The organism is Streptomyces thioluteus, assembly GCF_039535865.1.
This window is the reverse complement of the sequence record NZ_BAAAXZ010000128.1, coordinates 1-22,200: the sequence shown is the minus strand read 5'-3', so window position 1 is coordinate 22,200 and position 22,200 is coordinate 1. Positions and strand designations below refer to the sequence as shown.

At 73.9% G+C, this 22,200-nt stretch carries 8 protein-coding genes and 12 pseudogenes; 11 read left to right on the top strand and 9 right to left on the bottom strand.

Translation table 11 applies throughout. The annotated features are described in order from the left end of the window. From ABD794_RS17065 to ABD794_RS17055, 4 genes and pseudogenes are all read left to right on the top strand, one after another. Window positions 1–354, top strand: a pseudogene (locus tag ABD794_RS17065) (hypothetical protein); the annotation flags it as partial. Window positions 355–741: 387 nt separating this feature from the next. Beyond that, window positions 742–1,233, top strand: a complete 492-nt coding sequence (locus ABD794_RS17060) for a serine hydrolase (RefSeq protein ID WP_425586054.1) — start codon at window positions 742–744, stop codon at window positions 1,231–1,233. A 10-nt stretch (window positions 1,234–1,243) separates the two neighbouring features. Beyond that, window positions 1,244–1,801: pseudogene (locus ABD794_RS19155) on the top strand (hypothetical protein); the annotation flags it as partial. A 257-nt stretch (window positions 1,802–2,058) separates the two neighbouring features. Continuing rightward, window positions 2,059–2,851, top strand: a pseudogene (locus ABD794_RS17055) (SDR family NAD(P)-dependent oxidoreductase). 15 nt (window positions 2,852–2,866) lie between these two features. Here the strand turns inward: ABD794_RS17055 and ABD794_RS17050 are convergent. The 3 genes and pseudogenes from ABD794_RS17050 to ABD794_RS17040 form a co-directional block, all read right to left on the bottom strand. Further along, a pseudogene (locus ABD794_RS17050) lies at window positions 2,867–3,716 on the bottom strand (EamA family transporter). Window positions 3,717–3,772: 56 nt separating this feature from the next. Beyond that, complete coding sequence (locus tag ABD794_RS17045) at window positions 3,773–5,389, bottom strand: penicillin-binding transpeptidase domain-containing protein (RefSeq protein ID WP_344964321.1); 1,617 nt, start codon at window positions 5,387–5,389, stop codon at window positions 3,773–3,775. 152 nt (window positions 5,390–5,541) lie between these two features. Continuing rightward, window positions 5,542–7,275: a dolichyl-phosphate-mannose--protein mannosyltransferase gene (locus ABD794_RS17040; protein ID WP_344964325.1), complete on the bottom strand. Its 1,734-nt coding sequence runs from the start codon at window positions 7,273–7,275 to the stop codon at window positions 5,542–5,544. Window positions 7,276–7,411: 136 nt separating this feature from the next. Between ABD794_RS17040 and rsmI (ABD794_RS17035) the strand changes: the two are divergent. From rsmI (ABD794_RS17035) to ABD794_RS17020, 4 genes and pseudogenes are all read left to right on the top strand, one after another. Beyond that, window positions 7,412–8,267 (top strand): annotated as a pseudogene (gene rsmI / locus ABD794_RS17035) (16S rRNA (cytidine(1402)-2'-O)-methyltransferase). A gap of 379 nt (window positions 8,268–8,646) precedes the next feature. Continuing rightward, window positions 8,647–8,995, top strand: a pseudogene (locus tag ABD794_RS17030) (hypothetical protein). Window positions 8,996–9,037: 42 nt separating this feature from the next. After that, complete coding sequence (locus tag ABD794_RS17025) at window positions 9,038–9,958, top strand: TatD family hydrolase (protein WP_344964323.1); 921 nt, start codon at window positions 9,038–9,040, stop codon at window positions 9,956–9,958. A 351-nt stretch (window positions 9,959–10,309) separates the two neighbouring features. Next, window positions 10,310–11,107 (top strand): annotated as a pseudogene (locus ABD794_RS17020) (resuscitation-promoting factor); the annotation flags it as partial. 4 nt (window positions 11,108–11,111) lie between these two features. Here the strand turns inward: ABD794_RS17020 and ABD794_RS17015 are convergent. From ABD794_RS17015 to rsmI (ABD794_RS17000), 3 pseudogenes are all read right to left on the bottom strand, one after another. Beyond that, a pseudogene (locus ABD794_RS17015) lies at window positions 11,112–11,928 on the bottom strand (ubiquitin-like domain-containing protein); the annotation flags it as partial. A 367-nt stretch (window positions 11,929–12,295) separates the two neighbouring features. After that, a pseudogene (locus ABD794_RS17010) lies at window positions 12,296–13,204 on the bottom strand (TatD family hydrolase); the annotation flags it as partial. A gap of 758 nt (window positions 13,205–13,962) precedes the next feature. Continuing rightward, a pseudogene (gene rsmI, locus ABD794_RS17000) lies at window positions 13,963–14,858 on the bottom strand (16S rRNA (cytidine(1402)-2'-O)-methyltransferase). Between the two features lie 113 nt (window positions 14,859–14,971). Here rsmI (ABD794_RS17000) and ABD794_RS16995 point away from each other — a divergent pair. The 3 genes and pseudogenes from ABD794_RS16995 to ABD794_RS16985 all read left to right on the top strand — a co-directional run bounded on the left by ABD794_RS16995 (window position 14,972) and on the right by ABD794_RS16985 (window position 19,402). After that, window positions 14,972–16,728: pseudogene (locus ABD794_RS16995) on the top strand (dolichyl-phosphate-mannose--protein mannosyltransferase). Between the two features lie 152 nt (window positions 16,729–16,880). Then, window positions 16,881–18,497: a penicillin-binding transpeptidase domain-containing protein gene (locus tag ABD794_RS16990; RefSeq protein WP_344964321.1), complete on the top strand. Its 1,617-nt coding sequence runs from the start codon at window positions 16,881–16,883 to the stop codon at window positions 18,495–18,497. A 56-nt stretch (window positions 18,498–18,553) separates the two neighbouring features. Further along, window positions 18,554–19,402 carry an EamA family transporter gene (locus ABD794_RS16985; RefSeq protein ID WP_344964319.1) on the top strand — a complete coding sequence of 283 codons (849 nt, stop codon included), beginning with the start codon at window positions 18,554–18,556 and terminating at the stop codon, window positions 19,400–19,402. 15 nt (window positions 19,403–19,417) lie between these two features. On the opposite strand, the gene ABD794_RS16980 is transcribed toward ABD794_RS16985, so the two are convergent. The 3 genes and pseudogenes from ABD794_RS16980 to ABD794_RS16970 all read right to left on the bottom strand — a co-directional run. Next, window positions 19,418–20,209 (bottom strand): SDR family NAD(P)-dependent oxidoreductase, encoded by a 792-nt coding sequence (locus ABD794_RS16980; protein ID WP_344964317.1) that lies wholly within the window; start codon window positions 20,207–20,209, stop codon window positions 19,418–19,420. A 158-nt stretch (window positions 20,210–20,367) separates the two neighbouring features. Further along, complete coding sequence (locus ABD794_RS16975) at window positions 20,368–21,597, bottom strand: serine hydrolase domain-containing protein (protein WP_344964315.1); 1,230 nt, start codon at window positions 21,595–21,597, stop codon at window positions 20,368–20,370. Between the two features lie 52 nt (window positions 21,598–21,649). After that, window positions 21,650–22,200 (bottom strand): annotated as a pseudogene (locus ABD794_RS16970) (trypsin-like peptidase domain-containing protein); the annotation flags it as partial.

Sequence of the window (22,200 nt, the reverse complement as noted above, 5' to 3'; positions counted from 1 at the left end):
CGGGCAGGAGGGCGCGTCGGCTTCGTCTACGCGCCGGGCATTTTCGTGATGTACAACGCGCACGTCGTCGGCCTGCTCAACGACTCCGACGGGGCGTACGGGTCGGCGGCACGGGCTGGCGCGGCCGGCCAGGTCGTCCTCTTTCGCCCCGCCGACGGACGTCGCCGTTCTCGACGTCCCGGCCGTGGACGCCCCCGTCCTCCCGTTCGACAGACCGCCAAGCGCGGCGTACGCGGGCGGTCGTCGCCGGCTTCCCCGAGAACGGCGGCTCGACTGTCTCGCCGCGACCGTCGCGAACCAGTCCGCGCGAGTGCCAGGACATCTACGGCGACGGTCTCGCGACGCGGTCGGTAGTACTCGGTCCGCTCGCTGGTGCGACCTGGCAACTGTCCGGGCGGCCCGCTGCTGGTCGCCCTCGGGGCGCGTCTACGGCGTCGTCTTCGCACGCTCGACCGGCGAACGCGAGACCGCTACGTGTCTGACGTCGGAGCAGGTGGGGCGGCGCGGGAGCGTGGTGGCGAGGCGAGCGAAGCGGGTGATCCGTGGGAGCCGGGCGCTGCTGTAGCGTCCGCGGTGCCCGCGCCTGCCGGACCCTTCGGTCCACGCGCGTAAACCGCGCCATGAACCAGGAAGGGCATGCACCGACAACGCACCATGGCGGATACAAAGTGACGGGTCCCGGCACGACAGTGTCCCGGTTTCGATCCGGGGTCCGTCGGGAGCCTTCGCGCCGACAACCTCGTGCCCGCAGAGGCGAACGCGGTGGGCCGCCGTCGTCGTCCACCACCACGGACGCGAAGGTCGATCGACCTTCCACGCGCATCGTGCGGAGCATCGACGGCACGCCACCTGGACCGGCCGCACCGTGCGAGTCGTCGCTCCGTGCCAACCAAGGGCGGTCGCCGCCGCCGTCCGCCCCTCCTGCTCCACCAGCGCTGGCTGGTCGACCTCGACGCGCCCGTCGGCACGTACTGGCCCGAGTTCAGGCCGCCGGCAAGGAGCGCGTCCTGGTCCAGGCACCTGCTCGCGCACCGGGCCGGTGTGCCCGTACGTCCGACACCCCGCTCACCGCGCCCAGGCCATCGACGGCGTCAGCGGTCCCGGGCGCCGTCGCGCCCCATGGCGCCCGTCGTGGGAGCCGGGGACCGATCCACGGCTACCACGCCCAGAACCTACAGCTGGCCTCCTCGCGAGCTGGTGCTCCGCATCACCGGCCGTGACGCTCGGCGATGATGCGCGGCCGATGGAGATATCCGGCCGCTCGTGCCTTCAGACCTGTGGATCGGCTGAGGGCTGCCCGCTGGCCGAGCGGCACCGCGCCGTGGAACGGATCGCGACATCGGTGCAGCCGGGCCGGCCCTGCTGGCACGTCCGGTCTGCGGATCCGGCCAGCGGGCCGTCGCCGACGCGTACGCGGAACACCGTCCTCTCCTCCCTGCGGCGCCTTCGGGCCGCGATCGACCGTTCGCTCCCGGACGATGACACGCCCACTGCCTACGCGGCGAGGCTGAACTCCCCGCTCTGGCGGCATCGCCACACCGCCGAGGCGCTCATCACCCGCTCTACGCGGCGCTCATCGGGACTCGAGACGGCGGCCGCCGGCTGCTTTGCGCCCGCTACGCAGACGCTCCTGCACCGTCACGAGGAGTCCGCCGGCCCGGACCGGGTCCTCATCGCGAACACCCGCTTCGGCCTGGGCTACATGCTGCACGGCCCGGCGTCGCCGTTGCTGGGGCCGGGTTCGTTCGGCCACCCCGGGCGGGGCGGGTGCCTGGCCTTCGCGGACCCGGAGAGCGGGATCTCGTTCGGGTACGTGACCAACGGGATGCAGAAGAATGTGACGGCGGATGCGCGGCGCAGGCGTTGGTGCGGGCGGTTGCGCGGTCGCTGGAGGGGTAGGGGAGCCCCGGTCGGGGGTCCAGGGGGCGAAGCCCCCGGCGAACGCGGCGCAGCCGCGTTGTGGGTCCGGGGCCCCGCCCCGGGAGAAACGGTGAAAGCGGGGGTGCCCCCTCTGGGGGAGGGTCCGGGGCACAACCCACCACCCAAAGGAGCCCGCACATGCCCGAGCACCGCTTCACCGCCTGGTCCGTCCTCATCACCGGCGCCGCCCGCGGCATCGGCGCCGCCACCGCCACCCGCCTCGCCCGCGAAGGCGCCCACGTCCTCCTCACCGACATCGACGGCGACCGCGCCGAGGACACGGCGCACGGCATCCGCGCCCAGGGCGGCACCGCCGAACCCCTGCCCTGCGACGTCGCCGACAGGCAGGCCGTCGACCGGGCCGTCGCCCACGCCGTGGCGACGTTCGGCCGCCTCGACGTCCTCGTCAACAACGCCCTCTCCTGCGGCCCCGACCCGGCCCTCTTCGAGGACTACCCGGACGAACTCTGGGAGCGCGACCTCGACATCACCCTCGGCGGAGCCTTCCGCTGCGCGCGGGCCGCGATGCCGCACCTGGCCGCCGCCGGCGGTCGCGGGGCCGTGGTCAACATCGGCTCCGTCAACGGCGAGCAGGACTTCGGCAACCACGCCTACAGCGCCGCCAAGGCCGGCCTCGCGAGTCTGACCCGGACCCTGGCAGGCCAGGCCGCACCCCGCGGCGTACGGGTCAACCTCGTCGCACCGGGCACCGTCCACACCCCCAACTGGGACGGTCGCGAGGACGCGTTGCGCAGGGCCCGCGCCGCACTATCCGCTCGGCCGGGTCGGCCGCCCCGAGGACATCGCGGCGGCCGTCGCCTTCCTCGCCTCGCGGGACGCGGCGTGGATCACCGGCGTGACGCTCCCCGTCGACGGCGGGATCCTCGTCGGCAACCTCGGCCTGCGCAGGGCGCTGCGGAACGAGGAATGACGAACGAGGAATGACTCAACCCGCGTGCAGCATCAGGCCGATGCCCACCACCATCAACGCCGCCGCGGCCACCCGCGGCGCCCCGAACCGCTCCTTGAACAGCACCGTCCCGATCGCCGCCCCCACGATGATCGACGACTCGCGCAGCGCCGCGATCGGCGCCAGCTCGGCCCGCGTCTGGGCCCACAGCACCAGCCCGTAGGCGCACGCCGACAGCACGCCGCCCGGCAGTCCGCGCGCCGCGAACGGCCGGGCGGCGGCCCACGAGCGCGCGCCGCCGAACGGCCAGGGCGTACAGGGGAATCGGAAGGCCCTCCAGGGCCATCAGCCAGGCCGTGAAGCCGAGCGACGAACCGGAGTGGCGCACCCCGAGGCCGTCCACGACGGTGTAGCTCGCGATGGCCAGCCCCGTCCCGACCGCCGCCGCGACCGCCGCCCCGTTCACGGAGCCGCCGCCCCGTACGCCCCACAGGGCCACGCCCACCAGCCCGGCCGACGCCACCGCCACTCCGGCGAGCTGCCATCCGTCCGGCAACTCCCCGGCGAACAGGGCCGCGAGCACCGTGACCGCCAGCGGCGCCGTGCCCCGGGCGATGGGATACATCTGCCCGAAGTCGCCGAGCGAGAACGAACGCATCAGCAACATCATGTAGAGCACGTGCAGCAGCACCGAGGCGCCCAGGTAGGGCCAGGACGCCGGGTCCGGCACCGGGGTGAACGGCAGCAGCGCGGCACCGCAGACCGCGCCGCCCAGGCCCACGAGGGTGAAGGCGACCAACTGGTCGCGGATGCCGTGGGCGATGGCGTTCCAACTGGCGTGGGTGACGGCGGCGGTGAGGACGGCGAGGACGACCAGCGGGGTCATGGGGACGACCGTATGCGGGACGGGCCTTCCGCGCCGTTGCCCGCGTCACCCCGGGGTCACCCCGCGCGCAGCACCGCCGCCACCACCGGGCCCGCCGAGTCGCCGCCGTGGCCGCCCCGGGGTATGACGGCCGCGGCCGCCATGTCGCCCCGGTAGGCGGTGAACCAGCCGTTGGGCCGGTCCTGGCCGTCCACCTCCGCGGAGCCGGTCTTCGCGCCGACGTCCCCGCCGAGCCCGGCCATCGCCGTGCGGCCCGTGCCGCCGAGGGCCGTGAGGCGCATCATGCGGCGCAGTCCGTCCGCGACGGGCCGCGGCAACGGGCGGGCGGCGCGGGCCAGTTTCAGCCCGGCCTGCTCCGGGTCCACCAGGTGCGGCTGGCGGAAGGTGCCGTCCTTCACGGTGGCGGCCACCGAGGCCATGTTCAGCGGATTCATCTGCACCTGGCCCTGGCCTATCATCGCGGCCGCCTTCTCCGCGCCGCCGCCGTCCGGCACCCGGCCGTCGAACGTGGTCACCCCCGTCTGCCAGTTGTCCATGCCGAGGCCGAAGACCTCCCGTGCCTCGGTGCCGAGGTCCGCGTCCGTGACCTTGCCGGCCAGGGAGACGAAGGCGGTGTTGCAGGAGGCGGCGAAGTCCTGGGCGAAGGAGGCGCCCGGGTTCTCGCTCTTCTCGACGTTGTGGAACTGCTTGCCGTAGGTGGCGTACTGCGGGCAGGGCAGCGGCTGGTCCGGCCGCGCCGCGCCCTTCTCCAGCAGCAGCGCGGCCGTGATCACCTTCATCGTCGACCCGGGCGCCGTGCGGCCCAGCAGCGCCGCGTTGAAGCCGGCGCGCCGGGCGCCGGTGTCCGCGACGGCCAGGATCTCCCCGGTGCTCGGGCGCAGCGCGACCACCGACGCCTCGTCGCGCCGGGCCACCGCGTCCTCCGCGGCCCGCTGGGCGCGGGCGTCCAGCGTGGTGCGCAGGGTGGCGGTCTCGCCCTTGTCGACCACGTGCAGCGTGCGGCCGGGGCCCGTGCCGTCGGGCCGCTCGGCCCGGACCTCGACGGCCTCCCGGCCGCCGGCCTTCTCCCCGAACCGCTTGCGCAGTTCGGGCAGGACGGCCGTCAGCGACGGGAATTGCTTGGGGTCGAGCTCCTTGCCGGAGCGGTCCACGGCCTTGAGCCCCGACGCCTTGCCCGGCCCCGTCCGCAGCGTCTCGCCCTGCGCCAGCCCGGGGTGCAGCACCGTCGGCTGCCAGTCCACGACGGCGTGTCCGGTCGTCCGGCCGCGGACGACGCCGAGCGACGACTCGTACGTCCACGTCGAATGCCGGTCCTTGAAGGCGACTTCGGCGGTGACGGTGAAGGGGACCTTCGCCCCCGCCGCGGCACCCTGCCGGAACGTCACCTTCCTGACGCCCGCGCCCTCGCGGTACCCGCCCAACGCGGCCGAGGCCGCCTGCGCGTTGTCCGTCAGAGCCGCGGCCCCCTCCGCGTCCCCCCGGGCCCACGCGGCGAGGAAGTCGCGCGCGGTGTCCTCCACTTCGTCCGCCGTCGGCGGGCCCGTCCGCTCCGGCCCCGCCTCCCCGTGCGCGTTCCTGCCCACGTCGTCCACCAGCCGGTACGCCCCGAACCCGGCGCCGCCCAGCAGCGCCGCGGTGACCACGCCCACCGTGACCTTCGCTCCCGTACGCATCGTCAGCCCCTCCCCGCCCGCGGCGCACCCTGCACCGCGGAACTGTCCTACGGCGCAGCACACTACGGGAGGGCACTGACAATGCACGCGGCGTGACCGACGGTCGTCGCTCACGTCACATGGACAACACCGCCGGCACCCCGGACAACGCCTCAGATCCAGGTGTCGAACCACATCCGGTTCCGCCACGCGTCCAACGGGATCGCCTGGCCGGTGTAGATGGGGAAGAAGTAGATGAAGTTCCAGACGATCAGCAGGATCAGCGTTCCCGCGCCGACGATCCCGGCCACCCGCCGCCGTTCCGACGTGTCCCGTGGCCCCACGATCGCCCCGATCATCATCGCCACCGCCAGACACAGGAACGGCACGAACACCACGGTGTAGAAGTCGAAGATCGTCCGGTCCTGCCACTTGAACCACGGCAGCAGACCCGCCGCGACGCCGCACAGGATCGCGCCGGCCCGCCAGTCGCGCCGGAAGAACCAGCGGAAGAGCAGGTAGGCCAGGGCGAAGCAGGCGGCCCACCACAGCACCGGCGTGCCCAGCGCGAGGACTTCGCGCGCGCACTTGCCCGCGGTGTCCGTGGGGCAGCCGTCGTGCCCGGCGGCCGGGGACTCGTAGAAGTAGGAGACCGGACGGCCCTGGACCAGCCAGCTCCACGGGTTGGACTGGTAGGTGTGCGGGGAGTGGAGGGTGGTGTTGAACTTCCACACCTCCTCCTCGTAATGCCACAGGCTGCGCAGCGGGTTGAGGAGGCCGGCCAGGAAGCCGTCGGAGCTGTAGCCGCCCTCGGTCTCCGCCCAGTGCCGGTAGTAGCCGCTGTGCTGCCAGCCCTGGGTCTCGCTGTACGTACCGCTGTTGGCGAACCAGCCGCTCCAGGAGGCCAGGTAGACCGCGATCGCCACGGGCACGGTGGCGAGGAACGCCCAGGGCGCGTCCCGTCGCAGCATCGCGCGCCAGGGCCGCTGCGCGCCCGCCAGGCGGCGCGAGCCCACGTCCCACACCACGATCAGCAGGCCGAACGCGGCCAGGTAGACCGCGCCGTTCCACTTCGTGGCGGCGGCGAGCCCGAGGAACACCCCGGCCGCGATCCGCCACGGACGCCATCCGAGCCGCAGCGTGCCGCCGACCCCGGCGTCCGGCCGGGCGACGCCCTCGTCCGTCTCCGGCAGCGCGGCGGCCAGCCGGGCCCGGGCCTTGTCGCGGTCCACCAGCACACAGCCGAAGGCCGCGAGCACGAAGAACATCAGCACCAGGTCGAGCAGCGACGTGCGGCTCATCACGAAGTGCATGCCGTCCACGGCCATCAGCCCGCCGGCGACGCAGCCGAGGAACGTGGAGCGGAACAGCCGCCGCCCGATGCGGCAGAGCATCAGCACCGACAGCGTGCCCAGCAGCGCGACCATGAAGCGCCAGCCGAACGGCGTGAGCCCGAAGAGCTGCTCGCCGACGCCGATGACCCACTTGCCGACCGGCGGGTGCACGACGAACGTGGGGGCGTCGGCGACGTGGTCGTAGCCCTGGATGATCCGGCCGTTGATGTCGTCCGGCCACTTCGCCTCGTAGCCGTACTTCCACAGCGCCCAGGCGTCCTTGGCGTAGTACGTCTCGTCGAATATCACCGCGTTCGGGCTGCGCAGGTTGTGGAAGCGGGTGAGCCCGGCGACCAGCGCCACCAGCAGCGGGCCGAGCCAGCCCAGCGACCGCGCCAGCAGCCGCGCCGGCCCCGGCCGCACGCCCAGCACCGTCCACAGCCGGGTGCCCGGCTCGGGGTAGGGCGGTACGAGCCGCTCCCGCACGTCGCCCCCGCGCCGGGGGGCCACGTAGCCGAAGCGGCGCAGCCGGAGCTGCCACGGGGGGCGGCTGGCCGGCGGCCGTACGGTCACGCCGGTCGTGCGTCGCGGTGTCACTGGTCACCGCGCCATCGTAGGGAACCGTCCTGTGCCGGGGCGGGGGAGCGGGGAGCGCGCGGCGGCGGACCGACGGTCGGGCGCGCGCCGGGGGGCCTGCGAGGATGGGGAGGTGACTGGAACGCTCGTACTCGCAGGAACCCCCATCGGCGACGTGGCCGACGCGCCGCCGCGGCTGGCCGCGGAGCTGGCCGCCGCCGAGGTGATCGCCGCGGAGGACACCCGGCGGCTGCGCCGCCTCACCCAGGCGCTGGGGGTGCACACCACCGGCCGGGTCGTCTCGTACTTCGAGGGCAACGAGTCGGCGCGGACGCCCGAGCTCGTCGAGGCGCTGGCCGGCGGGGCGCGGGTGCTGCTGGTCACGGACGCGGGGATGCCGTCGGTCTCCGACCCCGGCTACCGCCTGGTCGCCCGCCGCGGTTGAGCGCGGGGTGAAGGTGACCGCCGTCCCCGGGCCGTCCGCGGTGCTCACGGCGCTCGCGGTGTCCGGGCTGCCGGTGGACCGGTTCTGCTTCGAGGGCTTCCTGCCGCGCAAGGCCGGGGAGCGGCTGGGGCGGCTGCGCGAGGTGGCGGACGAGCGCCGCACCCTCGTCTACTTCGAGTCCCCGCACCGGCTGGAGGACACCCTGAAGGCCATGGCCGAGGCGTTCGGCGGGGACCGGCGGGCGGCCGTCTGCCGGGAGCTGACCAAGACCTACGAGGAGGTCCGCCGCGGCCCGGTGGCGGAGCTGGCCGAGTGGGCGGCCGGGGACGTCCGCGGCGAGATCACGATCGTCGTCCAGGGCGCCGTCCCGGGTCCCAAGGAGACCGACGCGGACGAGCTGGTCCGCCGGGTGCGGGTGCGCGAGGAGGCCGGGGAGCGCCGCAAGGAGGCGATCGCCGCGGTGGCCGCGGAGGCGGGAATTCCGAAGCGCGAGGTGTTCGACGCGGTGGTCGCCGCGAAAACCGCCGCCAAATCCGCGCAGTAGCGCGTGGGGATGGCAGTGAACACGCCAAAAAATGCCGGGCGACACGTCTCGCCGTAAAGTAAAGGGCTGGCGCGAAAAGCAAAGGTCAGACCTCGCTCTGACCTTGCTCCCGGGCTCTTCGGGCAATGAGCGGTTAAGTTTGCCCCAATTCAGGGATTGGGCTGCTGCGCCGACGCGGGAATGGGCGTTCCCTGGTTGTGGGACGTCCGATCCCGGAACAGCGTCCGGCTGGACGGAATATGTCCGGCGGACAAGAGGAGCTGCCATGAGCGAGACCGCAGGAACCTCGAGTGGCGTCGAGCCCACGACCGCGACCCGTACGGCGCCGCCTGCCCGGCCGGGGCAGGAGAACGTGCACGAGTCGTACGCCTTCGCCTGCATGCGGTGCGGGCACTGCTGGGAACAGTCGTACGAGATAGAGCACCACGTGGACGTCGAGGGCAAGCCCTTCGTCACGTACTACGCCGACGGCACCCGGGTGCCGTCGCCCCTGACCCGCCCCACGTGCGTGAACTGCGGCGCGCACGTCGTCCGCATCATGCGCTCGGGGTCAGGTGGCACAGGTGGCCGACGCCCTCCATCTCGCTTCGCGCACCGTCGTCTCGCCGGTCTCGCCCACCGGCCCGTTCAACAGCGGCGGCATCCCGGTCGACACCCGGCCGGAACGGGCCGAGGCGAAGCACCACTGGCACCTCTCCGACCTGCTGCACCCGTTCCACCGGAAGTAGCCCGGTCGGTCCGGCCCCCGGCCGGTCCCTAGAATCCCGACCATGGCGGCGACAGCACGGAACAGCGGCTCGGCGGACGGCGAGCGGAAGAAGCAGGACCTCAAGGACGTCCCTCCACCGCCGCCGGCCCCGCTGGCCGTGCCCGTCGCCGACTCGCACACCCATCTGGACATGCAGGGCACGAGCGTCGAGGAGGCCCTGGCCGCGGCCGCCGCCGTCGGCGTGACCACGGTGATCCAGGTGGGGTGCGACCTGGCCGGATCCCGCTGGGCGGCCGAGACCGCCGCGGCGCACGCGAACGTCTGGGCCACGGTGGCCCTGCACCCCAACGAGGCGCCGAGGATCGTCCTCGGCGACCCCGACGGCTGGTCGCGCCAGGGCGCGCGCGAGCCCGGCGGCATGCCCGCCCTCGACGAGGCGCTGGCGGAGATCGACGCCCTGGCCGCGCTGGAGGCGGTGCGCGGCGTGGGCGAGACCGGCCTCGACTTCTTCCGTACCGGGCCGGAGGGCGTGGCGGCCCAGGAGTACTCCTTCCGCCGGCACATCGACATCGCCAAGCGGCACGGCAAGGCCCTGGTCATCCACGACCGGGACGCCCACGACGACGTGCTGCGGGTGCTCGCGGAGGAGGGCGCGCCCGAGACGGTGGTCTTCCACTGCTTCTCCGGTGACGCCGCCATGGCGAAGGTCTGCGCCGAGGCGGGCTACTACCTGTCCTTCGCCGGCAACGTCACCTTCAAGAACGCCCAGCCGCTGCGCGACGCCCTGGCCGTCACCCCGCTCGACCGGATCCTCGTCGAGACCGACGCCCCCTTCCTGACGCCCGCGCCCTACCGGGGACGGCCCAACGCGCCGTACCTCATTCCGGTCACTTTGCGGGCGATGGCGGCCGTGACGGGCGTCGACGAGGACGCCCTGGCCACGGCGGTCGGCGCGAATACCGCACGGGTGTTCCGCTACTGACCCCTGGATCACGACACAGTGTGACTATCGGACTTTGGAGAGTCACCGAAGCTTCGCTACAGTCCTGGCCCGTCAGCCCGGACCCAGTGGAGTGTCGTGAGCCATCCGCAGGGCAGCCCCCACGCTGCGCGCCTCGGTGCGGCGGAGCCGCCGTCGTACCTCCCGTACGCACCGCACGATGCGTACGGGCCCCAGGAGTCCTATGGAGTCCATGGCGCACCTGAGATCCACGAGGCGTACGTGCCCCGGCAGTCCTCGGGTCGTCGGCCCTGGGCGCCGAGGACGTCCTGACGGGCGTCGTCCACCCCGCCTACGAGCCCACTGCCTACGAGCCCACTGCCTACGACTCCACTGCCTACGACCCCGCCGCCTACGCGGAGCCGTCCTTCGAGGCCCCCGCCGAGGACCGCCTTCCGGCGAGCCCCTTCGGCGGTTACGACGACGAGCCGCCCGACGACCTCTACGGCGAGCCCGCCGGCCCCGGCCGCGCCGGCAGCCGCCGGGCGACGCGCCGCAAGCGGACCGGGGCCGTCCCGGACCCCCCTGCGCCGCCTGCTGCCGCAGGCCCTGGTCGTCGCCTTCCTGGCCGGCGGCACCTCCGCCTTCATCGCCAGCGACAAGGCCGTCCAGCTCAGCGTCGACGGCGCGCCGCGCACCCTGCACACCTTCGCCGGCGACGTCGGCGAGCTGCTGGCGGACGAGGGCATGGCCGTCGGCGAGCACGACATCGTCGCCCCCGGCCGCGACCACGACCTGACCGCCGGCGACCGCGTCGTCGTCCGCTACGGCCGCCCGGTCACCCTCACCCTCGACGGCGAGCGCCGCCAGGTGTGGACCACGGCCCGGACCGTGGACGGCGCCCTGCGCCAGCTCGGCGTCCGCGCCGAGGGCGCCTACCTCTCCGCCTCCCGCTCCGCGCCCATCTCCCGCCGCGGCCTGGACCTGGACGTCCGCACCGAGCGCACGGTCACCTTCGTGGCCGACGGGCACGAGCACACCCTGCGCACCAACGCCGCCACCGTCCGCGAGGCCGTCCGGCAGGCCGGCATCGTCCTCCACGGGCAGGACACCGCCTCCGTGGACCCCGACAGCTTCCCGCGCGACGGCCAGACGATCTCGATCATGAGGATCACCGGCGGCCAGGAGGTCCCGCGAAGTCGATCGGGACCTCGCGTACCTCCTGGCCGCCGGTGCATCCTCATGATCGAGATCGTCTGGCCGTCGCGCGGGAAGCTGTCGGGGTCCACGGAGGCGGTGTCCTGCCCGTGGAGGACGATGCCGGCCTGCCGGACGGCCTCGCGGACGGTGGCGGCGTTGGTGCGCAGGGTGTGCTCGTGCCCGTCGCCACGAGGTGACCGTGCGCTCGGTGCGGACGTCCAGGTCCAGGCCGCGGCGGGAGATGGGCGCGGAGCGGGAGGCGGAGAGGTAGGCGCCCTCGGCGCGGACGCCGAGCTGGCGCAGGGCGCCGTCCACGGTCCGGGCCGTGGTCCACACCTGGCGGCGCTCGCCGTCGAGGGTGAGGGTGACCGGGCGGCCGTAGCGGACGACGACGCGGTCGCCGGCGGTCAGGTCGTGGTCGCGGGCCGGGGGCGACGATGTCGTGCTCGCCGACGGCCATGCCCTCGTCCGCCAGCAGCTCGCCGACGTCGCCGGCGAAGGTGTGCAGGGTGCGCGGCGCGCCGTCGACGCTGAGCTGGACGGCCTTGTCGCTGGCGATGAAGGCGGAGGTGCCGCCGGGCCAGGAAGGCGACGACCAGGGCCTGCGGCAGCAGGCGGCGCAGGGGGTCCGGGACGGCCCCGGTCCGCTTGCGGCGCGTCGCCCGGCGGCTGCCGGCGCGGCCGGGGCCGGCGGGCTCGCCGTAGAGGTCGTCGGCGGCTCGTCGTCGTAACCGCCGAAGGGGCTCGCCGGAAGGCGGTCCTCGGCGGGGGCCTCGAAGGACGGCTCCGCGTAGCGGCGGGGTCGTAGGCAGTGGAGTCGTAGGGCAGTGGGCTCGTAGGCAGTGGGCTCGTAGGCGGGGTGGACGACGCCCGTCAGGACGTCCTCGGCGCCCAGGGCCGACGACCCCGAGGACTGCCGGGGCACGTACGCCTCGTGGATCTCAGGTGCGGCCATGGACTCCATAGGACTCCTGGGGCCCGTACGCATCGTGCGGTGCGTACGGAGTACGACGGCGGCTCCGCCGCACCGAGGCGCGCAGCGTGGGGGCTGCCCTGCGGATGGCTCACGACCTCCACTGGGTCCGGGCTGACGGGCCAGGACTGTAGCGAAGCTTCGGTGACTCTCCAAAGTCCGATAGTCACACTGTGTCGTGATCCAGGGGTCAGTAGCGGAACACCCTGTGCGGTATTCGCGCCGACCGCCGTGGCCAGGGCGTCCTCGTCGACGCCCGTCACGGCCGCCATCGCCCGCAAAGTGACCGAATGAGGTACGGCGCGTTGGGCCGTCCCCGGTAGGGCGCGGGCGTCAGGAAGGGGGCGTCGGTCTCGACGAGGATCCGGTCGAGCGGGGTGACGGCCAGGGCGTCGCGCAGCGGCTGGGCGTTCTTGAAGGTGACGTTGCCGGCGAAGGACAGGTAGTAGCCCGCCTCGGCGCAGACCTTCGCCATGGCGGCGTCACCGGAGGAAGCAGTGGAAGACCACCGTCTCGGGCGCGCCCTCCTCCGCGAGCAACCCGCAGCACGTCGTCGTGGGCGTCCCGGTCGTGGATGACCAGGGCCTTGCCGTGCCGCTTGGCGATGTCGATGTGCCGGCGGAAGGAGTACTCCTGGGCCGCCACGCCCTCCGGCCCGGTACGGAAAGAAGTCGAGGCCGGTCTCGCCCACGCCGCGCACCGCCTCCAGCGCGGCCCAGGGCGTCGATCTCCGCCAGCGCCTCGTCGAGGGCGGGCATGCCGCCGGGCTCGCGCGCGCCCTGGCGCGACCAGCCGTCGGGGTCGCCGAGGACGATCCTCGGCGCCTCGTTGGGGTGCAGGGCCACCGTGGCCCAGACGTTCGCGTGCGCCGCGGCGGTCTCGGCCGCCCAGCGGGATCCGGCCAGGTCGCACCCACCTGGATCACCGTGGTCACGCCGACGGCGGCGGCCGCGGCCAGGGCCGTCCTCGACGCTCGTGCCCTGCATGTCCAGATGGGTGTGGCGAGTCGGCGACGGGCACGGCAGCGGGGCCGGCGGCGGTGGAGGGACGTCCTTGAGGTCCTGCTTCTTCCGCTCGCCGTCCGCCGAGCCGCTGTTCCGTGCTGTCGCCGCCATGGTCGGGATTCCTAGGACCGGCCCGGGGCCGGACCGACCGGGCTACTTCCGGTGGAACGGGTGCAGCAGGGTCGGAGAGGTGCCAGTGGTGCTTCGCCTCGGCCCGTTCCGGCGGGTGTCGACCGGGGATGCCGCCGCTGTTGAACGGGCCGGTGGGCGAGACCGGCGAGACGACGGTGCGCGAAGCGAGAATGGAGGGCGTCGGCCACCTGTGCACACCTGACCCGAGCGCATGATGCGGACGGACGTGCGCGCCGCAGTTCACGCACGTGGGGCGGGTCCAGGGGCGACGGCACCCGGGTGGCGTCGGCGTAGTACGTGACGAAGGGCTTGCCCTCGACGTCCACGTGGTGCTCTATCTCGTACGACTGTTCCCAGCAGTGCCCGCACCGCATGCAGGCGAAGGCGTACGACTCGTGCACGTTCTCCTGCCCCGGCCGGCAGGCGGCGCCGTACGGGTCGCGGTCGTGGGCTCGACGCCACTCGAGGTTCCTGCGGTCTCGCTCATGGCAGCTCCTCTTGTCCGCCGGACATATTCCGTCCCAGCCGGACGCTGTTCCGGGATCGGACGGTCCACAACCAGGGAACGCCCATTCCCGCGTCGGCGCAGCAGCCCAATCCCTGAATTGGGGCAAACTTAACGCTCATTGCCCGAAGAGCCCGGGAGCAAGGTCAGAGCGAGGTCTGACCTTTGCTTTTCGCGCCAGCCCTTTACTTTAGACGGCGGAGACGTGGTCGCCCGGCATTTTTTGGCGTGTTCACTGCCATCCCCACGCGCTACTGCGCGGGATTTGGCGCGGTTTTCCGCGGGCGACCACCGCGTCGAACACCTCGCGCTTCGGAATTCCCGCCTCCGCGGCCACCGCGGCGATCGCCTCCTTGCGGCGCTCCCCGGCCTCCTCGCGCACCCCGCACGCCGGCGGACCAGCTCGTCCGCGTCGGTCTCCTTGGGACCCGGGACGGGCGCCCTGGACGACGATCGTGATCTCGCCGCGGACGGTCCCCGGCCGCCCACTCGGCCAGCTCCGCCACCGGGCCGCGGCGGACCTCCTCGTAGGTCTTGGTCCAGCTCCCGGCAGACGGCCGCCCGCCGGTCCCCGCCGAACGCCTCGGCCATGGCCTCAGGGTGTCCTCCAGCCGGTGGCGGGGACTCGAAGTAGACGAGGGTGCGGCGCTCGTCCGCCACCTCGCGCAGCCGCCCCAGCCGCTCCCCCGGCCCTTGCGCGGCAGGAAGCCCTCGAAGCAGAACCGGTCCACCGGCAGCCCGGACACCGCGAGCGCCGTGAGCACCGCGGACGGCCCGGGGACGGCGGTCACCTTCACCCCGCGCTGCAACCGCGGCGGCGACCAGGCGGTAGCCGGGGTCGGGAGACCGACGGCCATCCCCCGCGTCGCGTGACCAGCAGCACGCGCCCCGCGGCCAGCGCCTCGACGAGCTCGGGCGTCCGCGCCGCGACTCGTTGCCTCGAAGTACGAGACGACCCGGCCGGTGGTTGTGCACCCCCAGCGGCCTGGGTGAGTGGCGGCGCAGCCGCCGGGTGTCCTCCGCGGCGATCACCTCGGCGGCGGCCAGCTCCGCGGCCAGCCGCGCGGCGGCGCGTCGGCCACGGTCGCCGATGGGGGGTTACACTGCGAGTACGAGCGTTCCAGTCACCTCCCCATCCTCGCAGGCCCCCCGGCGCGCGCCCGACCGTCGGTCCGCCGCCGCGGCGCTCCCCGCTCCCCCGCCCCGGCACAGGACGGTTCCCTACGATGGCGCGGTGACCAGTGACACCGCGACGCACGACCGGCGTGACCGTACGGCCGCCGGCCAGCCGCCCCCCGTGGCAGCTCCGGCTGCGCCGCTTCGGCTACGTGGCCCCCCGCGCGGGGGGCGACGTGCGGGAGCGGCTCGTACCGCCCTACCCCGAGCCGGGCACCCGGCTGTGGACGGTGCTGGGCGTGCGGCCGGGGCCGGCGCGGCTGCTGGCGCGGTCGCTGGGCTGGCTCGGCCCGCTGCTGGTGGCGCTGGTCGCCGGGCTCACCCGCTTCCACAACCTGCGCAGCCCGAACGCGGTGATATTCGACGAGACGTACTACGCCAAGGACGCCTGGGCGCTGTGGAAGTACGGCTACGAGGCGAAGTGGCCGGACGACATCAACGGCCGGATCATCCAGGGCTACGACCACGTCGCCGACGCCCCCACGTCGTCGTGCACCCGCCGGTCGGCAAGTGGGTCATCGGCGTCGGCGAGCAGCTCTTCGGGCTCACGCCGTTCGGCTGGCGCTTCATGGTCGCGCTGCTGGGCACGCTGTCGGTGCTGATGCTCTGCCGCATCGGGCGGCGGCTGTTCCGCTCCACGTTCCTCGGCTGCGTCGCCGGCGGGCTGATGGCCGTGGACGGCATGCACTTCGTGATGAGCCGCACGTCGCTGCTCGACCTGGTGCTGATGTTCTTCGTGCTCGCGGCCTTCGGCTGTGTGCTGGTGGACCGCGACAAGGCCCGGGCCCGGCTGGCCGCCGCGCTGCCGGAGACGGACGAGGGCGTCGCCCGGCCGGACGCCGGGGTCGGCGGCACGCTGCGGCTCGGATGGCGTCCGTGGCGGATCGCGGCCGGGGTGTTCCTCGGGCTCGCCGCCGCCACGAAGTGGAACGGCGCGGTCTACCTGGCCGCGTTCGGCCTGCTGATCGTGGTGTGGGACGTGGGCTCGCGCCGCCTGGCGGGCGCGCAGCGGCCCTGGCGCGCGATGCTGCGACGGGACGCGCCCTGGGCGTTCCTCGCCACCGTGCCCGTGGCGATCGCGGTCTACCTGGCCTCCTGGAGCGGCTGGTTCGCCAACAGCGGTACGTACAGCGAGACCCAGGGCTGGCAGCACAGCGGCTACTACCGGCACTGGGCGGAGACCGAGGGCGGCTACAGCTCCGACGGCTTCCTGGCCGGCCTCCTCAACCCGCTGCGCAGCCTGTGGCATTACGAGGAGGAGGTGTGGAAGTTCAACACCACCCTCCACTCCCCGCACACCTACCAGTCCAACCCGTGGAGCTGGCTGGTCCAGGGCCGTCCGGTCTCCTACTTCTACGAGTCCCCGGCCGCCGGGCACGACGGCTGCCCCACGGACACCGCGGGCAAGTGCGCGCGCGAAGTCCTCGCGCTGGGCACGCCGGTGCTGTGGTGGGCCGCCTGCTTCGCCCTGGCCTACCTGCTCTTCCGCTGGTTCTTCCGGCGCGACTGGCGGGCCGGCGCGATCCTGTGCGGCGTCGCGGCGGGTCTGCTGCCGTGGTTCAAGTGGCAGGACCGGACGATCTTCGACTTCTACACCGTGGTGTTCGTGCCGTTCCTGTGTCTGGCGGTGGCGATGATGATCGGGGCGATCGTGGGGCCACGGGACACGTCGGAACGGCGGCGGGTGGCCGGGATCGTCGGCGCGGGAACGCTGATCCTGCTGATCGTCTGGAACTTCATCTACTTCTTCCCCATCTACACCGGCCAGGCGATCCCGTTGGACGCGTGGCGGAACCGGATGTGGTTCGACACCTGGATCTGAGGCGTTGTCCGGGGTGCCGGCGGTGTTGTCCATGTGACGTGAGCGACGACCGTCGGTCACGCCGCGTGCATTGTCAGTGCCCTCCCGTAGTGTGCTGCGCCGTAGGACAGTTCCGCGGTGCAGGGTGCGCCGCGGGCGGGGAGGGGCTGACGATGCGTACGGGAGCGAAGGTCACGGTGGGCGTGGTCACCGCGGCGCTGCTGGGCGGCGCCGGGTTCGGGGCGTACCGGCTGGTGGACGACGTGGGCAGGAACGCGCACGGGGAGGCGGGGCCGGAGCGGACGGGCCCGCCGACGGCGGACGAAGTGGAGGACACCGCGCGCGACTTCCTCGCCGCGTGGGCCCGGGGGGACGCGGAGGGGGCCGCGGCTCTGACGGACAACGCGCAGGCGGCCTCGGCCGCGTTGGGCGGGTACCGCGAGGGCGCGGGCGTCAGGAAGGTGACGTTCCGGCAGGGTGCCGCGGCGGGGGCGAAGGTCCCCTTCACCGTCACCGCCGAAGTCGCCTTCAAGGACCGGCATTCGACGTGGACGTACGAGTCGTCGCTCGGCGTCGTCCGCGGCCGGACGACCGGACACGCCGTCGTGGACTGGCAGCCGACGGTGCTGCACCCCGGGCTGGCGCAGGGCGAGACGCTGCGGACGGGGCCGGGCAAGGCGTCGGGGCTCAAGGCCGTGGACCGCTCCGGCAAGGAGCTCGACCCCAAGCAATTCCCGTCGCTGACGGCCGTCCTGCCCGAACTGCGCAAGCGGTTCGGGGAGAAGGCCGGCGGCCGGGAGGCCGTCGAGGTCCGGGCCGAGCGGCCCGACGGCACGGGCCCCGGCCGCACGCTGCACGTGGTCGACAAGGGCGAGACCGCCACCCTGCGCACCACGCTGGACGCCCGCGCCCAGCGGGCCGCGGAGGACGCGGTGGCCCGGCGCGACGAGGCGTCGGTGGTCGCGCTGCGCCCGAGCACCGGGGAGATCCTGGCCGTCGCGGACACCGGCGCCCGGCGCGCCGGCTTCAACGCGGCGCTGCTGGGCCGCACGGCGCCCGGGTCGACGATGAAGGTGATCACGGCCGCGCTGCTGCTGGAGAAGGGCGCGGCGCGGCCGGACCAGCCGCTGCCCTGCCCGCAGTACGCCACCTACGGCAAGCAGTTCCACAACGTCGAGAAGAGCGAGAACCCGGGCGCCTCCTTCGCCCAGGACTTCGCCGCCTCCTGCAACACCGCCTTCGTCTCCCTGGCCGGCAAGGTCACGGACGCGGACCTCGGCACCGAGGCACGGGAGGTCTTCGGCCTCGGCATGGACAACTGGCAGACGGGGGTGACCACGTTCGACGGCCGGGTGCCGGACGGCGGCGGCGCGGAGAAGGCGGCCGCGATGATAGGCCAGGGCCAGGTGCAGATGAATCCGCTGAACATGGCCTCGGTGGCCGCCACCGTGAAGGACGGCACCTTCCGCCAGCCGCACCTGGTGGACCCGGAGCAGGCCGGGCTGAAACTGGCCCGCGCCGCCCGCCCGTTGCCGCGGCCCGTCGCGGACGGACTGCGCCGCATGATGCGCCTCACGGCCCTCGGCGGCACGGGCCGCACGGCGATGGCCGGGCTCGGCGGGGACGTCGGCGCGAAGACCGGCTCCGCGGAGGTGGACGGCCAGGACCGGCCCAACGGCTGGTTCACCGCCTACCGGGGCGACATGGCGGCCGCGGCCGTCATACCCCGGGGCGGCCACGGCGGCGACTCGGCGGGCCCGGTGGTGGCGGCGGTGCTGCGCGCGGGGTGACCCCGGGGTGACGCGGGCAACGGCGCGGAAGGCCCGTCCCGCATACGGTCGTCCCCATGACCCCGCTGGTCGTCCTCGCCGTCCTCACCGCCGCCGTCACCCACGCCAGTTGGAACGCCATCGCCCACGGCATCCGCGACCAGTTGGTCGCCTTCACCCTCGTGGGCCTGGGCGGCGCGGTCTGCGGTGCCGCGCTGCTGCCGTTCACCCCGGTGCCGGACCCGGCGTCCTGGCCCTACCTGGGCGCCTCGGTGCTGCTGCACGTGCTCTACATGATGTTGCTGATGCGTTCGTTCTCGCTCGGCGACTTCGGGCAGATGTATCCCATCGCCCGGGGCACGGCGCCGCTGGCGGTCACGGTGCTCGCGGCCCTGTTCGCCGGGGAGTTGCCGGACGGATGGCAGCTCGCCGGAGTGGCGGTGGCGTCGGCCGGGCTGGTGGGCGTGGCCCTGTGGGGCGTACGGGGCGGCGGCTCCGTGAACGGGGCGGCGGTCGCGGCGGCGGTCGGGACGGGGCTGGCCATCGCGAGCTACACCGTCGTGGACGGCCTCGGGGTGCGCCACTCCGGTTCGTCGCTCGGCTTCACGGCCTGGCTGATGGCCCTGGAGGGCCTTCCGATTCCCCTGTACGCCCTGGCCGTTCGGCGGCGCGCGCTCGTGGCCGCCGCCCGGCCGTTCGCGGCGCGCGGACTGCCGGGCGGCGTGCTGTCGGCGTGCGCCTACGGGCTGGTGCTGTGGGCCCAGACGCGGGCCGAGCTGGCGCCGATCGCGGCGCTGCGCGAGTCGTCGATCATCGTGGGGGCGGCGATCGGGACGGTGCTGTTCAAGGAGCGGTTCGGGGCGCCGCGGGTGGCCGCGGCGGCGTTGATGGTGGTGGGCATCGGCCTGATGCTGCACGCGGGTTGAGTCATTCCTCGTTCGTCATTCCTCGTTCCGCAGCGCCCTGCGCAGGCCGAGGTTGCCGACGAGGATCCCGCCGTCGACGGGGAGCGTCACGCCGGTGATCCACGCCGCGTCCCGCGAGGCGAGGAAGGCGACGGCCGCCGCGATGTCCTCGGGGCGGCCGACCCGGCCGAGCGGATAGTGCGGCGCGGCCCTGCGCAACGCGTCCTCGCGACCGTCCCAGTTGGGGGTGTGGACGGTGCCCGGTGCGACGAGGTTGACCCGTACGCCGCGGGGTGCGGCCTGGCCTGCCAGGGTCCGGGTCAGACTCGCGAGGCCGGCCTTGGCGGCGCTGTAGGCGTGGTTGCCGAAGTCCTGCTCGCCGTTGACGGAGCCGATGTTGACCACGGCCCCGCGACCGCCGGCGGCGGCCAGGTGCGGCATCGCGGCCCGCGCGCAGCGGAAGGCTCCGCCGAGGGTGATGTCGAGGTCGCGCTCCCAGAGTTCGTCCGGGTAGTCCTCGAAGAGGGCCGGGTCGGGGCCGCAGGAGAGGGCGTTGTTGACGAGGACGTCGAGGCGGCCGAACGTCGCCACGGCGTGGGCGACGGCCCGGTCGACGGCCTGCCTGTCGGCGACGTCGCAGGGCAGGGGTTCGGCGGTGCCGCCCTGGGCGCGGATGCCGTGCGCCGTGTCCTCGGCGCGGTCGCCGTCGATGTCGGTGAGGAGGACGTGGGCGCCTTCGCGGGCGAGGCGGGTGGCGGTGGCGGCGCCGATGCCGCGGGCGGCGCCGGTGATGAGGACGGACCAGGCGGTGAAGCGGTGCTCGGGCATGTGCGGGCTCCTTTGGGTGGTGGGTTGTGCCCCGGACCCTCCCCCAGAGGGGGCACCCCCGCTTTCACCGTTTCTCCCGGGGCGGGGCCCCGGACCCACAACGCGGCTGCGCCGCGTTCGCCGGGGGCTTCGCCCCCTGGACCCCCGACCGGGGCTCCCTACCCCTCCAGCGACCGCGCAACCGCCCGCACCAACGCCTGCGCCCGCGCATCCGCCGTCACATTCTTCTGCATCCCGTTGGTCACGTACCCGAACGAGATCCCGCTCTCCGGGTCCGCGAAGGCCAGGCACCCGCCCCGCCCGGGGTGGCCGAACGAACCCGGCCCCAGCAACGGCGACGCCGGGCCGTGCAGCATGTAGCCCAGGCCGAAGCGGGTGTTCGCGATGAGGACCCGGTCCGGGCCGGCGGACTCCTCCGTGCGGGCCAGGGTCAGCGTCGCGGGGGCGAAGAGCCGGCGGCCGCCGTCCTCGACGTCCCCGATGAGCGCCGCGTAGAAGCGGGAGAGCGCCTCGGCGGTGGCGATGCCCGCCGAGGCGGGGAGTTCGGCCGCCCGGTAGGCAGGGTCGTTCTCGTCCGGGAGCGGGTCGATCGCGGCGAAGGCGCGCCGCGTGAGGGAGGACGGGTCCGCGTACGCGTCGGCGACGGCCCGCTTGGGCCGGATCCGCAGACCGGACGTGCCGCCGGCCGGCTCCGGCGGCACGATGTCGCCGATCCGTCCGGCGCGGTGCCGCTCGGCCGCGGGCAGCCCGATCCACAGGTCGAGGCCGAGCGGCCCGGATATCTCCTCGGCGGTCCACTCGCCGAGCGTCCGGCCGGTGATGCGGAGCACCAGCTCGCCGAGGAGCCAGCTGTAGGTCTGGGCGTGGTAGCCGTGATCGGTCCCCGGCTCCCACGCGGGCGCCTGGGCGGCGACGGCGCGCGGGCCGCTGACGCCGTCGATGGCCTGGGCGGGCGTGAGCGGGGTGTCGAGGACGGGCACCCCGGCCCGGTGCGCGAGCAGGTGCCGGACCAGGACGCGCTCCTTGCCGGCGGCCTTGAACTCGGGCCAGTACGTGCCGACGGGCGCGTCGAGGTCGACCAGGCCGCGCTGGTGGAGCAGGAGGGGGACGGCGGCGGCGACGCCCTTGGTGGCGGAGCGGACGATCTGGGCGGTGCGGCCGGTCCAGGGGGCGGTGCCGTCGATGTCCGCGGTGCCGGCGTGGAGGTCGACGACCTTGCGTCCGTGGTGGTGGACGACGACGGCGGCGCCGCGTTCGCCTCTGCGGGCGAGGTTGTCGGCGAAGGCGTCCCGGACCGGTTCGAAACCGGCCGCTGTCGTGCCGTGGACGTCCGTCACGTTTGTCCGCTCCTGGTGCGTTGGTCGGTGCGATGCCCTTCCATGGTGCATGGGCGCGGTTTACGCGCGTGGACCGGGTCCGGCAGGGCGGGCACCGCGGACGCTACAGAGCCGCCCGGCTCCCCGTGCTCACCCGCTTCGTCGCCTTCGCCCCCCGCTCCGCGTCCGCCGCCACCTGCTCCGCCGTCAGCACGTAGCCGGTCTCCGCGTTCGCGGTCGAGCGGGCGAAGACGACGCCGTAGACGCGCCCCGAGGGCGACAGCAGCGGGCCGCCGGAGTTGCCGGGGCGCACCAGCGAGCGGACCGAGTACACCGACCGCGTCGCGAGCCCGTCGCCGTAGATGTCCTGGCCCTTCGCGCGGACCTGGTTCGCGACGGTCGCGGCGCGCAGGTCGAGGCCGCCGTTCTCGGGGAAGCCGGCGACGACCGCCGCGTCGCCGCGCTTGGCGGTCTTGTCGAAGGGGAGGACGGGGGCGTCCAGGCCGGGGACGTCGAGAACGGCGACGTCCGTGGCGGGGTCGAAGAGGACGACCTTGGCCGGCGCGGCCAGCCCGTGCCGCCGACCCGTACGGTCGGGTCGTTGACGCCGGCGACGACGTGCGCGTTGGTCATCACGTGCCCGGGCGCGTAGACGAAGCCGCTGCCCTCCTGCCC